Genomic DNA, 12,694 nt, shown 5'->3' with positions numbered 1-12,694 from the left:
AAATGATTATCTAACTATTATAACTATATAAATGCTAGAAAAAACATATTGTCAAAAATTAAATAAAAAAAACACACATAATTTACAATTTTTTTACATTAATAGTGTAGTGTAATGTTGTTAGAAAGAAAAAAGGGGATGGGATTAATGCAAAAAGCAGACGAAAGCTCTGTAGCAGTTAACTTAAATAATCCTGATCATTATAATAATAGGGAGATAAGTTGGTTAAATTTCAATTATAGAGTATTAGAAGAAGCTCTTGATGAGCGCAATGCTTTATTAGAAAGATTTAAATTTTTATCGATATTTAGCTCTAATTTGGACGAGTTCTTTATGGTCCGTGTCGCTGGCTTACTTGACCAAGTGAAGGCTGGCTATAATAAGCCTGAAAATAAAGCGGGGCTAACACCTAAGGAACAATTAAGTGCCATTTCAGATATAGCACATGCTCTAGTAAGGGAGCAAGACCAGGCCTTTTTGTATCAGCTAACACCATTATTAGCAGGAGAAAATGTGAAATTTGTATCGATTGATGAGGTCTCTCCTCAATGCTTGTCGTTTTTAGAGGAATTATTTGATGAGCAAATTTTTCCCGTATTAACTCCTATGGCAGTCGATGCCTATCGACCCTTCCCAATGCTTTTAAATAAATCACTTAATTTAGCAGTGGTGATTGAAGAAACCATTGCTGAGAAAAAGAAGCATTTCCCTTTTGATGGGAATTTGGTCATTGTCCAAGTTCCTGCAGTTATTAATCGTTATATTGAACTTCCCTCAGAGAATGATGAAAGAGTTTTTATTCTTTTAGAAGAAGTGATTTCCCAATTCATGAATAAGCTGTTATTAGGTTATGAAGTCAAATCTGTAACGCCTTTTCGTATTACACGTAATGCGGATCTAAATATTCATGAGGACGAAGCAGAAGATTTGCTACATGAAATTGAAGAAGAATTAAAAAAACGCAAGTGGGGTGCGGCAGTCCGCCTAGAAGTACAATATCAACGTAGTGATGAAAAAGTGATCGACTATTTAATAGAAGAATTAGAGATTCATAGAAATGACGTATACTTTATACAAGCACCGCTTGATTTAACGTTCTTATTTTCATTTATAAAAACCATTGAGGCGACTCATGAACATTTATGTGCAACATCGTTTATCCCTCAACCGTCACTTGATTTAGAAGGAGATGGAAGCATTTTTCAAATTATTCAACAGCGTGATGTATTGCTTCATCATCCTTATGACTCATTTGAACATGTTGTTGATTTTATTTCGCAGGCTGCAGATGATAAAGATGTTCTCGCTATTAAGCAGACGCTTTATCGAGTCAGTGGTGATTCGCCTATTATTAACAGTCTTAAACGTGCGGCCGAGAATGGAAAGCAAGTTACCGTTTTAGTGGAGTTAAAAGCACGTTTTGATGAGGAAAATAATGTTCAATGGGCGAAGGAACTAGAAATGGCAGGATGTCATGTAATTTATGGAATGACTCATTTAAAAACACATAGTAAAATTACACTAATTGTAAGACGTGAAAATGGAGTCATTCAAAGATACGTTCATTTAGGAACAGGAAATTATAATGATGCTACTGCTAAAATATATACTGATTTAGGTTTGCTTACCGTAAATCATAAAATTGGAATTGATGCGACGAATTTCTTCAATTTCCTTAGTGGATATATGGTTAAGCCAACGTTTCATCATATCGCTGTTGCTCCTTTTGGAATACGGGATACTTTTATTCAACTGATTGATGAAGAAATCGACTACCATAAACAGTTTGGCAATGGTCGAATCATCTTAAAGATGAATTCACTATCAGATAAAAAAATTATCATGAAATTATATGAAGCGTCAATTGCTGGAGTGAAAATCGATTTAATTGTTAGAGGCATTTGTTGCTTACGACCAGGAATTAAAGGTGTTAGTGAGAATATTAAGGTTCGTAGTATTGTGGGAGCATTCTTAGAACATACAAGGATTTATTGCTTCCATCACAACGGTGCAAATCGAGTATTCTTATCTTCCGCCGATTTGATGACGCGCAATATGGAGAATCGTGTCGAGATTTTATTCCCTATTTTAGAAGATCATCTGAAAGAACGTGTACATGATATGCTGGATCTTATGCTAAAAGATAATTGCAAGGCACGTGAACAAGACTCCACTGGTGTTTATCATTATGCAAAAAGAGCAGAAGGTGAACTGGAAATAGATAGCCAGCAAATCCTCTGTGAAAGAGCCTATAAGAATAAAAAACAAATTGAAAGTAAAGAATCAAGTTGGTCTTTTAAGAGCTTTTTGTCTACGTTGTTTCCAAAAAATTAATAAGAGAAGGCAGCCCTGAATAGTAGAATGGCTGCCTTTTTTCCTATCTTCATTTCCTGTGCATTTCTTAATTTAACAATTTCTTAAAATGGCCTCCATATTTTTTTGCTACATTAAAAGTAGTTATTTACTTAGCTAAACGCTAATTATCCCATTTTTCTTAACATTAATCCGATAGAACAAGAAAGGGGAGTTATATAGATTGATGAGAAAGCCAAAAGTGTTAATTTTGACTGCTAATTATGGTAATGGGCATCTTCAAGTGGCACATGCACTTCAAGAACAATTTGCACTTAAAGATCGTGCGGATGTCAGTGTGAGGAATATTTATCAAGAAACGAATCCTCGCTTAAATGAATGGACAAGAAAATTATATTTAAAAAGTTTTACAAAGAGTGGCAAACATCTTTATCGACTTTTTTACTATAGCAGCCAGGAAATTACTAAACGCCCAAATATCCTATTGTTTCCTTATGGATATTCGACTTTGAATAAGATCGTAGAGGAAGAGCAGCCGGATGCCATTATTAATACTTATCCATCCTATGCAGTTGAATACTTTTCAAAGAAAACAAATAAGATGATCCCCACTTTCACTGTTGTCACAGATTATTGCCTCCATCATGCGTGGATCCAACCTTCAATTGAGAAATATTACGTTGCAACACAGCATCTTCAAACCATTTTAACGAACAATGGTGTTGAACGACGCAAAATAGCCATTACTGGAATCCCAGTTGGAAAACAATTTGAAGAATCGTTGTCTCGTCCTTTTCTTTTCAATAAATATCAATTAAACCCCCATTTAAAAACGGTCCTCATTGTCGCAGGTGCCTACGGTGTATCAAAGGAAATAAAATATATTTGTGAAGAATTGCAGCAAAACAAGCATCTGCAAGTTTTAGTTGTATGTGGGAAAAATGAGCAATTATATGCTCAGCTCCGGGAGAAATATCAATTGGAAAGTAATGTTCGTCTTTTCAAATATGTTACCAATATGGATGAATTATTTGATGTGGCCACATGTGTGATCACAAAACCAGGTGGAATTATTTTATCAGAGGCTACTGTCAAAAATGTCCCTATTGTCTTACTTGGAGCAACCCCAGGTCAGGAAAAAGAAAATGCTTTGTTTTTTCAAAATGCAGGTGCAGCTATATTTTGTGAAAAATGGGGTCAAATTGCAGAAGAAACAGAGAATCTTGTCATGAATGAGGAAAGACTCAAGGAAATGAAATCATCATTAGCAGAAATTGCGGTTCCAGATGCTGCGAATACGATTGTTGAAGATGTTTTGGATTGCTACTTGTGGAAAAAAGAGAAAATCATGCGATAGAAATGTGAGGGAGGAATCAAAAGGTGGATACGTCAACACATATCATGACAGGAGTAGGCTTAACCTATTGGTGATAATTGCGCCGGTTTTTCGTTTTATTGCGCCCCTTTCGGGAATAATTGCGCTCTTTTTTAGCGTAATTGCGGACCCAATCGGATTCTAACGAAATGAAAGACCTTCACAAAAAAAATGTGAAGGTCTCTCAATATATGAAATTACTCGTTTGTTTCTTCTGTTTCAGTTTCTGCAGGTGTTTCTGTTTCATTCTCCTCTGTATCTACCTCATTTTGGTCTGCGCATGCTGTTAGAACTCCAGTCAAAAGGAATGCTGCCAGCAATGATAAAGAAAGTTTCTTGAATTTCAAAAGAATCACCTCATTAAGTAAGTTTTTTGGTACTTCCTTATTGTAAAACCGAATTATTAATTGAATTTTAAATGAATTCGAATTTCTGTAAATTATTTCCGGTAACTACGTCCTAAATTATAAATAAACTCACGTATGACTTAGCGCCTATAAGCGGCTCAGGTTCTAGTTATAAGAAGCAAATTTTGGACAATGGGTTGAAATCTTTCTTAACAATCCCTTAAAAAGAAATTAACCTCCGCTTAACCATCCGTACTTGGCACCAAGTTATTCTTGAATTAAGTATCGTACGAGTTTTTTATATAAGAGGAGGTAATCGTCATGAAGGTCGAATTCCATTGTCATACCAATATTTCTGATTGTCCATTGTCGATCGAAGAAGTTATGAAACTAGCACTTGAAGAAAACGTGAGTCATTTGGCCGTGACAAACCATGATACAACGAAAGGCCTTGAAGAAGCGATTGAAGTAGGAAAGAAGTTTGGAGTGGAAGTAATTCCTGGAATTGAAGTGTCAGGCTATGATTTTGAAAGGGAAAGAAGGGTTCATATATTAGGTTACTTCATTGAGCCTGGACATACGGCGATTGAAGAGGTTTGTGGTCCACTCGTGGAACAAAGGCATGAAGCGTCAAAGGAAATGGTCCAGAGACTTATTGAGGGAGGATATAACATCAGTTGGGAAAGATGTCTTGAAATTGCTCATGGTGGGACGGGAGTATATAAACAGCACATTATGCAAGCATTAATTGAAAAAGAATATACTGATTCGATATACGGTCCACTTTATCAGAAATTATTTAATCGAAAACCACCGGGAATGGCTTTTATCCCAATGAAATATATAGACGCTAAAGAAGCTGTACGAATGATTCGGCGGGCGGGTGGTGTTCCAGTACTAGCACATCCTGGACAATACGGAAACTTCGAACTGGTTCCAGATTTAGTGGAAGTAGGTTTGGAAGGAATGGAGGTGTGGCATCCACTACATAATGAGGAACATGAAGAGCAAGCAAAAGAGTTAGCGAGAGAATTTGATCTGGTCATGACAGGTGGTTCGGATTTTCACGGAGTATACGGAGAAAAACCTGTTCGAATTGGAAGTAAAAGTCCAGGACTTGAAACACTCCATGCTCTTAAATTACGAAAAGAAAGGTTAGGTGTTTAATAGATGCCGTTCATTTATCAGCCTAATGAAGAAAGAAGACTATCCACATCACCGAGTATTGAGCCATCGAGCCAAATCATTGATAGCTTTGCTGGGGAGTGGACCTCTATTGGTGCGAATAATAAGATTGTGGAATCTTCATTTGGTGATTATTCGTATACGATGGATGATGTTACTGTAAACTATTCCGACATTGGGAAGTTCTGTTCCATTGCCTCCCATGTTTGCATTAATCCAGTTCAGCACCCAATGGACCGAGTCACACAGCATCATCTGACCTATCGAAAAATTGCTTATTCCTTTGACGATAAGGATGATGAGGAACTTTTTGATTGGCGGCGCACCCAAAAGGTGAAAATTGGCCATGATGTTTGGGTTGGCCATGGCGCGATCATTATGAAGGGTGTAGAAATCGGAACAGGTGCAGTTATCGGATCGGGTGCTGTAGTAACAAAGGATGTTGAACCATATACGATTGTTGTTGGAACTCCAGCAAGACCAATAAAGCGAAGATTTTCGGAGGAAGTATCTGAGCAACTATTAAAAATCGCGTGGTGGGACTGGCCGAGAGAAAAGCTTGAAGCCCATTTTGAAGAACTCAATGATTTAGATGCTTTTATAAAAAATCATTGCTAAAATAAAAATAAGGTATCGTGTGCCCTAACTTTCTTAGGGCTTTTCCTATTTGGAATGAAACCATCATTACATATATGGGAGGGAAAGGAAATGCGGAAGGAAAAGCTCATTGAAAAGTATGATAAACAGGTTAAAATGTATGAAAATAACCGCAATAATCCAAAGCTTGCTCGTTGGAGAATGAAACTACTTGAAAATGCGTATGGACGAGTTTTAGAAGTTGGTGTCGGAGCTGGAGCGAACTTTCCCTACTATGACAGACAAAATGTGGAGATAACAGGAGTTGATTTTAGCCCAGAAATGATTAAAAGTGCGAAACGGGCAGCAAGCATTTTTCAAGTTAATGCAGAATTTATTGAATCAGATATTGATCAATTGATAATGGAAGATAATGCTTTTGATTGCATCGTTTCAACTCTTTCCCTTTGTAGTTATCCTAATCCAATCGCTATATTAAATAAATTTAATCATTGGTGCCGTAAAGACGGAAACATCTTGCTACTTGAACATGGCCTCAGTTCAAACCCATTGCTTTCCTTCACTCAAAAAATCATTGACCCACTACATCAAAAAATCTCTGGATGCCATTGTGACAGAAACTTCAATCTGATTTTGGAAGAATCAAATCTTCAAGTAAAACATATTGAACGGTATTGGTCTGATATCTTCTATTTGATAAAAGCAAAGCCTTCTAAGGAATCATTAGGCTAACGACATTTTACAGAACTTTTCAGCGAAGGTTTAACATTTACAAACTTTACATAGTCGTAACAGTTTATTTATTTTTGGACGGTATACTCTTAGTAGAATTGGTTCGAAGGGGGCAACGATAAATTGTCTGAAAAAGCATTATTAGTCGATCGGTTGATTTCGGAAATACGTGCAGGGAACTACAAACCCAATGACAAGCTACCTTCGGAAAACGAGTTAGCTGATTTTTACCAAGTGCCACGAATGGTTGTCCGCAAGGCCTATGAACGTTTACAGGAGCTTGGATATATTTTTTCGAAACAAGGCAAGGGAAGCTATGTGCAAAATCAGAAATTGCAAATTCCGCTTATCTTAACGGGGGATGTTAGTTTCAGTGAAAAAATGCGTGAGCTGAACTATCGATTTGAAACGAAGAATCTTACCTGTGAAAGAATTACATACGATTCTCTAGTGTATCATGCATTACAGGCGAGAAAAGACGATGCGGTATATAAAATTAGCCGTTTACGTATTGTAGAAGACTGTCCGATTGCTGTTCATACATCCTATTTATCTCAGTCCGTTTTTGAAAAGATTGATAGTGAAGGGGAGAGTATTTCCTCAATTTTTCATTTTTTTCGCCAACAAGGCTACTTTGATTTTGAACCGATGAAAACAGAGCTAAGTGTTACTTTTCCTAATAAAACGGAAAGAGAGATGTTAAAATGCCCTAGCCTTGTACCGCTGCTAAGTCTAGAGTCTGGATGTGTCGATCAAACCTCTGGAAAAGTACTAGAATACTCAAGAAATATTTATAGAAGTGATTGCTTTACCTATCTCATTTAATTGCTGGGGTTGTTGTATGCGTTAAAACCTAGAATCCAGTTCCATAAACAAGAAAGTCTGCGAATTGGAAAACTTATTTGAACCGAAAAAAGTGGAGAAAATCGATTTGATTTTCTCCACTTTTTTTCATTGGTTACCAGTAATTTTTAAATTCCCTCGACTTGTGGATAAATGTTCGTATAAACGGTAGGAGTATCGATATGAAAAAATAACAGGAAAAATTCCGCTTAATGAGCAACCATCATGAAAAAGAGCCAAAATAACAGGAAAAATTCCTGCTATTCCCTCGAAAAATGCCAAAATCAACGCTTTTGCCCTTCATAAGCGGAAAATCTTCCGTTATTTCTCCTAAAAGGGACTTCATTGAGGAGATAACAGGAAAAATTCCGCTTAAGGGTGAGAGATGGTTGGATCGAATGAGACAAACCGGAAGCTCCCTACATTTTGTAGGTGCTTTTTTTATTCTATAGATCATCAGAGCTTTTGATATACTCCCCAAAATTTTCTTGCAAATCAAGAGAATTGATATCTGCCTGAAGATGGTGACGAACGAGTTCATCGAGTGGCTCCGTTTCCCCTTGGACTAAAAGGGTTACCATTAGTTCATGTTCTTGCAAAATATTAGATAATTTGTCCTTTTTATGCATGTTAAGCCTTCTGAAACGGATATAGTGAACTTGAAATTGCTGAATTAAATTCCATAGAAACGATCTGCCAGCCAACTCATACAAGGATTTGTGAAAGGTATCGTCTAGCTGCAAAAAGGTTTCTAATCCATCTTTATCATTGATGCACTCTTTTTGCTTCGCAAGAATCGTTTTTAATTCATGTAGTCCCTTTAATGGAAGATGGCCGTTTAATTCTCTTAAGATTTCTTTTTCTAACGTGCTTCTTAAAAAGATAAGCTGTTCGACAGATTCTAAATCTATATAAGAAACAATGCTTCCTTTTTTTGGATAAATATTAATGTAATCTTCTAAAGATAGCTGTTTAAGAATATCTCGAATTGGAGTACGAGATATTTGATAACGCTCGGTCAGTGTCGTTTCACTAATAATTGTTCCAGGCTTTAACTGTAAGGAAAGGATATCCCTTTTTAAATCATTCATAATCTCCTCTTTTAAGGACATGTTAAAACCAACTTTCTCTTTTAAAATCGCTGTTTTCCTAATGATTGAGTTTTTTCGTGGGAAAATCAGGTTGCTGACCTTTGCACCTCGCATTGGGTTTTCAAGAAACACATTATTTTACGCAGCAATTTTTTGTAAGATTATTTTCACATAAAAAAGCAACAATGTTTACGAAAGAGCCTGTATAATTCTAAAACTAGTATACATGTTTAAGATTGTAAAATCTATATAAAACTCAATTCACATAGTAATAATTAGGGTTTAACAATGTTTTTAAAGATAACAATTGACAGTGGAATAAACTCTAGATTATGATGAATCTATCTTGTATACAAGATTTGTTGTCTGCAAGTTTCCTTGATTTTTATTATTTTGGTTAGAATGGCACAGTTTCTATGAAGATATGGAATTTTCTAAACTAGACGAAGGAGTGTTCACGATGAAAATGACGTGGAGATGGTACGGAGATGGGAACGATTCAATAACTCTTGATCATATTCGCCAAATACCAGGTGTAATGGGAATTGTTTGGTCTCTGCATGATAAGGTTGCAGGGGAAGAATGGGAAATGGAAAGAATTCAAGAGGTAGCCGACCAAATTAGAAGCAAAGGCTTTAGTCCTGAAGTTGTAGAAAGCGTTAACATTCACGACGACATTAAAATCGGTTTACCGACAAGAGATAAGTATATTGATGTCTATATTGATACAATCAAAAAGCTTTCAAAAGTCGGTGTTAAAGTAATTTGCTATAACTTTATGCCTGTATTTGATTGGACAAGAACGGATCTATATAAAGAATTACCTGATGGTTCCAATGCATTGTTTTATGAAAAGGCTGCCATTACAGATGACCCGAATGATATGGTCAAAAAAATTCTTGATAGCTCTGGTGGATTCACGTTACCTGGTTGGGAGCCGGAGCGTTTAGCCAAATTAGATGAATTATTTAAAGCCTATGAGCCAGTCACGGAAGATATCCTTTTTGAAAACCTCAAATACTTTTTAGAAAGAGTAATTCCTGTTTGTGAAGAGTACGATGTGAAAATGGCGATTCATCCAGATGATCCAGCATGGCCTATCTTTGGCTTACCACGTATCATTCGCAACAGAGATTATATTAGAAGATTCCTAGATTTGGTTGATAGTCCATACAATGGTTTAACTTTTTGTACAGGTTCACTCGGATCTAACCCGGAGAACGATTTACCTGCGATGATTCGAGAGTTTCATGATCGAATCCACTTTGCCCATATTCGAAACGTAAAAGTTTTTGAAAATGGTGATTTCATAGAAGTTTCTCATCGTGGTCAAGATGGAAGTGTTGACGTCCCTGAAGTTATTAAAGCTTATCATGAAAACGGATTTAGCGGTTTTGTCCGACCAGATCATGGACGTCATTTATGGGGTGAAGAAAAGAATTGTCGACCTGGATATGGATTGTACGACCGAGCAATGGGAATTATGTACATGCTTGGTGTATGGGACACTCTTGAAAAGGGAAAGTGAGGGATAATAGATGTTAACGCTTAAAAGAGAAAGTATTGTCAATGAAGCAGCAGCTTGGAAAGAAATTGGCGTAGAACTTCCTCAATTTGATTTTGCAACGGTAGTTGAAAGCACGAAAGTAAATCCTCAGTGGGTTCATTTTGGAGCCGGAAATATCTTTAGAGGCTTTGTTGCAAATGCTCATCAAAAACTATTAAACCTAAAGCTTGCTGAAACAGGGATCATTGCGGCTGAGACATTTGATTTTGAAATGATTGATAAAGTATATAAGCCCTTTGACAATTTGACATTACTAGTGAAAATGAAAGCAAATGGCGAATTTGAGAAAAATGTTATAAGCAGTATCGTTGAAGGCATTGCTGTTGAACCTAGCAGAGAAGAAGATTATGCTCGTTTAATTGAAATTTTTGAAAATCCAACTCTACAACTTGCGAGCTTTACGATTACGGAAAAAGGTTATTCCTTAACCGACCCAAGTGGAGAATACCTCGGAATAGTGAAAAAGGATATTGAAAATGGATTGGAAAATCCAATTCATGCGATGAGTGTCGTTACATCATTAGCTCATCGAAGATATGTAAAAGGCCAGTTTCCGATGACTTTTGTCAGTATGGATAACTGTTCACATAACGGCGACAAATTAAGAAATGCAATTTTAACGATTGCAAAGGAATGGCAAAAGAGAGGGTTTGTGGAAGAAGGATTTGTAGCGTATTTAACAGACGAAAGCAAAATGACATTCCCTCTTTCGATGATTGATAAAATTACGCCAAGACCGTCAGAAACGGTTCAAAAAGCGTTATTGGATTTAGGAATTGCTGAAATGGATGTCATCGTTACCTCGAAAAATACGTATACGGCACCGTTCGTAAATGCAGAGGTGAGTGAGTATCTAGTGATTGAGGATAAGTTCACCAATGGTCGTCCTCGATTAGAAGAAGCAGGCATTATTTTTACAGACCGAGATACGGTGAATAATATTGAAACGATGAAAGTAACAACTTGTTTAAATCCACTTCATACTGCCTTGGCTGTTTCTGGATGTCTATTAGGCTATACGTTGATTGCTGATGAAATGAAGGATGCTACATTAAAGAAATTCGTTGAAACGATTGGTTATGAAGAAGGATTAAAAGTAGTGGTTGATCCGAAGATTATTAGTCCAAAGGCATTTCTGGACGAAGTATTGAATGAACGTTTTGCCAATCCGTTTATTCCGGATACACCGCAGCGGATTGCTACTGATACTTCTCAAAAGGTAGGAATTCGTTTCGGGGAAACACTTAAATCCTATCAAAGAAGAGAAGATTTGAATCCAGCTGATTTAACGGCTATTCCGTTAGCAATTGCGACATGGTGTCGTTATTTACTAGGAATTAATGATGAGGGTCAGTCATTTACCCTTAGTCCAGATCCGTTGCTTGAACGCCTACAATCTACACTACAAGGTGTGGCATTAGGGGATCAAACATCTAATGTGAAAATCATTTTATCGAATGAATCGATTTTTGGGATCAATCTATATGAAATGGGTTTAGGAGAAAAGATTGAAATCATGTTCCATGAAATGCTTTCAGGAACTGGTGCGGTTCGACAAACACTAGAAAAATATATCGGATAATCGGGAGTAATGAGTTTAAAAAAATGGCCAGTCTATGATCGAGATTTTTCAAAGACAGTATGATTTTGTCGAAATTGAGAAAAATATAAAATTTTTTGGGAATTTTCTTTCTTGTACACTACCATACAAGTATAGTAGTGTGGTAGTATATGAAATATAGAAGGGAGGTTCTCTAAAATAAAATGTTAGACATAGACTTAGCAAAAAAAGTAATGGTTAACAAATACTCAACTCGAGATTATGTTTATCAACAATTAAAAGAAAACATTGTAAATTTAAAGCTGGAGCCGGGCTTGAGTATATCTGAAAAGGACATTGCCGAGTGGCTTAATGTGAGCCGAACACCGGTGAGAGAAGCTTTTGTAAGATTAAATCAAGAGCAGTTATTAGAAGTATATCCACAAAGAGGTACTTTCGTATCGTTAATAGACCGCAACCATGTTGATGATGCGAGATTTATCAGGGAGCATTTGGAAGTAGCAACTGTAAGAGAGGCATGTAAAAGCTTTCCTGAAAGCAAAATTGCTTTGTTAGAGAAAAATATCGAGACTCAACACCGTTGTGTGCAAGAAAAAGATTATGAACAGTTATTCGAATTAGATGAAGAGTTTCATAGCACGATTGCAATAGGTTCGCAGAAAAGTAGAGTTTGGGCCGTCATCCAAGAGATGAACAGTCACTTAAATCGAGTTCGACTCCTTAGTCTTGCTTCGAAGTTTAATTGGGAGACTCTTTTGCTCCAACATAGTGAGATATTGAAAGCGATCAAAGAAAAAGATTCAGAAACGGCCGCAAACGTTATGGCTAGGCATTTACAATTAGTATCTGTTGATCAGGATGAGCTAAAGAAAGCATATCCGAGTTACTTTAAATAATGCTGTTTCGTATAGAATGTGGTGATTTGTAAAAATCGAGGAGCTGATTTTTACTTAAACATCACAGCAGTGGTTATATATGAAAAGTGTCAGTGTAGATTCGTCTACATGGAGAATTATGCGGTTAACTGTGGCGTTTTCGATGAAAGCGGTATCTTTTGTTAAATGTCTTAAAACAATCTATTAT

11 protein-coding genes are annotated in these 12,694 nt (G+C 36.5%); 9 read left to right on the top strand and 2 right to left on the bottom strand.

All coding sequences use genetic code 11. The annotated features are described in order from the left end of the window. Positions 1-147 precede the first annotated feature (147 nt). The gene (locus BMSHG_RS15485; RefSeq protein WP_019155365.1) at positions 148-2,334 is read left to right on the top strand and encodes an RNA degradosome polyphosphate kinase; all 2,187 of its coding nucleotides are present in this window, start codon (positions 148-150) and stop codon (positions 2,332-2,334) included. Between the two features lie 205 nt (positions 2,335-2,539). Then, on the top strand, positions 2,540-3,670 hold the full coding sequence (locus BMSHG_RS15480) for an MGDG synthase family glycosyltransferase (protein WP_034658951.1): 1,131 nt from the start codon (positions 2,540-2,542) through the stop codon (positions 3,668-3,670). 215 nt (positions 3,671-3,885) lie between these two features. Here the strand turns inward: BMSHG_RS15480 and BMSHG_RS28280 are convergent, their stop codons facing one another. Continuing rightward, positions 3,886-4,035 (bottom strand): hypothetical protein, encoded by a 150-nt coding sequence (locus tag BMSHG_RS28280; RefSeq protein ID WP_019155363.1) that lies wholly within the window; start codon positions 4,033-4,035, stop codon positions 3,886-3,888. Positions 4,036-4,356: 321 nt separating this feature from the next. Between BMSHG_RS28280 and BMSHG_RS15470 the strand changes: the two genes are divergently transcribed. From BMSHG_RS15470 to BMSHG_RS15455, 4 genes are all read left to right on the top strand, one after another. Beyond that, positions 4,357-5,202 carry a PHP domain-containing protein gene (locus tag BMSHG_RS15470; RefSeq protein WP_019155362.1) on the top strand — a complete coding sequence of 282 codons (846 nt, stop codon included), beginning with the start codon at positions 4,357-4,359 and terminating at the stop codon, positions 5,200-5,202. Between the two features lie 3 nt (positions 5,203-5,205). Beyond that, on the top strand, positions 5,206-5,838 hold the full coding sequence (locus BMSHG_RS15465) for a DapH/DapD/GlmU-related protein (protein WP_019155361.1): 633 nt from the start codon (positions 5,206-5,208) through the stop codon (positions 5,836-5,838). A 90-nt stretch (positions 5,839-5,928) separates the two neighbouring features. Beyond that, a complete protein-coding gene (locus BMSHG_RS15460) occupies positions 5,929-6,549 on the top strand; it encodes a class I SAM-dependent methyltransferase (RefSeq protein ID WP_019155360.1) in 621 nt (206 codons plus the stop codon). Positions 6,550-6,672: 123 nt separating this feature from the next. Next, the gene (locus BMSHG_RS15455) at positions 6,673-7,374 is read left to right on the top strand and encodes a GntR family transcriptional regulator (protein WP_019155359.1); all 702 of its coding nucleotides are present in this window, start codon (positions 6,673-6,675) and stop codon (positions 7,372-7,374) included. A gap of 464 nt (positions 7,375-7,838) precedes the next feature. Here BMSHG_RS15455 and BMSHG_RS15445 read toward each other — a convergent pair whose 3' ends face one another. Further along, positions 7,839-8,483 carry a GntR family transcriptional regulator gene (locus BMSHG_RS15445; RefSeq protein WP_235776385.1) on the bottom strand — a complete coding sequence of 215 codons (645 nt, stop codon included), beginning with the start codon at positions 8,481-8,483 and terminating at the stop codon, positions 7,839-7,841. Positions 8,484-8,943: 460 nt separating this feature from the next. Here BMSHG_RS15445 and uxuA point away from each other — a divergent pair, with 460 nt between their 5' ends. The 3 genes from uxuA (at position 8,944) to BMSHG_RS15430 (ending at position 12,507) form a co-directional block, all read left to right on the top strand. Then, positions 8,944-10,011 (top strand): mannonate dehydratase, encoded by a 1,068-nt coding sequence (uxuA, locus tag BMSHG_RS15440; RefSeq protein WP_019155356.1) that lies wholly within the window; start codon positions 8,944-8,946, stop codon positions 10,009-10,011. Between the two features lie 10 nt (positions 10,012-10,021). Next, positions 10,022-11,632, top strand: a complete 1,611-nt coding sequence (locus tag BMSHG_RS15435) for a mannitol dehydrogenase family protein (RefSeq protein ID WP_019155355.1) — start codon at positions 10,022-10,024, stop codon at positions 11,630-11,632. A 182-nt stretch (positions 11,633-11,814) separates the two neighbouring features. Continuing rightward, entirely contained in the window at positions 11,815-12,507 is a 693-nt protein-coding gene (locus tag BMSHG_RS15430; RefSeq protein WP_019155354.1) for a GntR family transcriptional regulator, read from the top strand. Positions 12,508-12,694: the final 187 nt, after the last annotated feature.

Origin of the sequence: Robertmurraya massiliosenegalensis JC6 (assembly GCF_000311725.1) — a bacterium.
GTDB lineage: Bacteria > Bacillota > Bacilli > Bacillales > Cytobacillaceae > Robertmurraya > Robertmurraya massiliosenegalensis.
Note: the sequence above shows the minus strand (reverse complement) of the source record. Positions and strands in the feature narration are given on the sequence as shown.

Bases quoted from the DNA above. Each gene is read 5' to 3' on its own strand.
- BMSHG_RS15430 (WP_019155354.1), top strand. From the start codon at position 11,815: ATGTTAGACATAGACTTAGCAAAAAAAGTAATGGTTAACAAATACTCA.
- BMSHG_RS15480 (WP_034658951.1), top strand. From the start codon at position 2,540: ATGAGAAAGCCAAAAGTGTTAATTTTGACTGCTAATTATGGTAATGGG.
- BMSHG_RS15445 (WP_235776385.1), bottom strand. From the start codon at position 8,483: ATGAATGATTTAAAAAGGGATATCCTTTCCTTACAGTTAAAGCCTGGA.
- uxuA (WP_019155356.1), top strand. From the start codon at position 8,944: ATGAAAATGACGTGGAGATGGTACGGAGATGGGAACGATTCAATAACT.
- BMSHG_RS15485 (WP_019155365.1), top strand. From the start codon at position 148: ATGCAAAAAGCAGACGAAAGCTCTGTAGCAGTTAACTTAAATAATCCT.
- BMSHG_RS15470 (WP_019155362.1), top strand. From the start codon at position 4,357: ATGAAGGTCGAATTCCATTGTCATACCAATATTTCTGATTGTCCATTG.
- BMSHG_RS15435 (WP_019155355.1), top strand. From the start codon at position 10,022: ATGTTAACGCTTAAAAGAGAAAGTATTGTCAATGAAGCAGCAGCTTGG.
- BMSHG_RS15460 (WP_019155360.1), top strand. From the start codon at position 5,929: ATGCGGAAGGAAAAGCTCATTGAAAAGTATGATAAACAGGTTAAAATG.
- BMSHG_RS15465 (WP_019155361.1), top strand. From the start codon at position 5,206: ATGCCGTTCATTTATCAGCCTAATGAAGAAAGAAGACTATCCACATCA.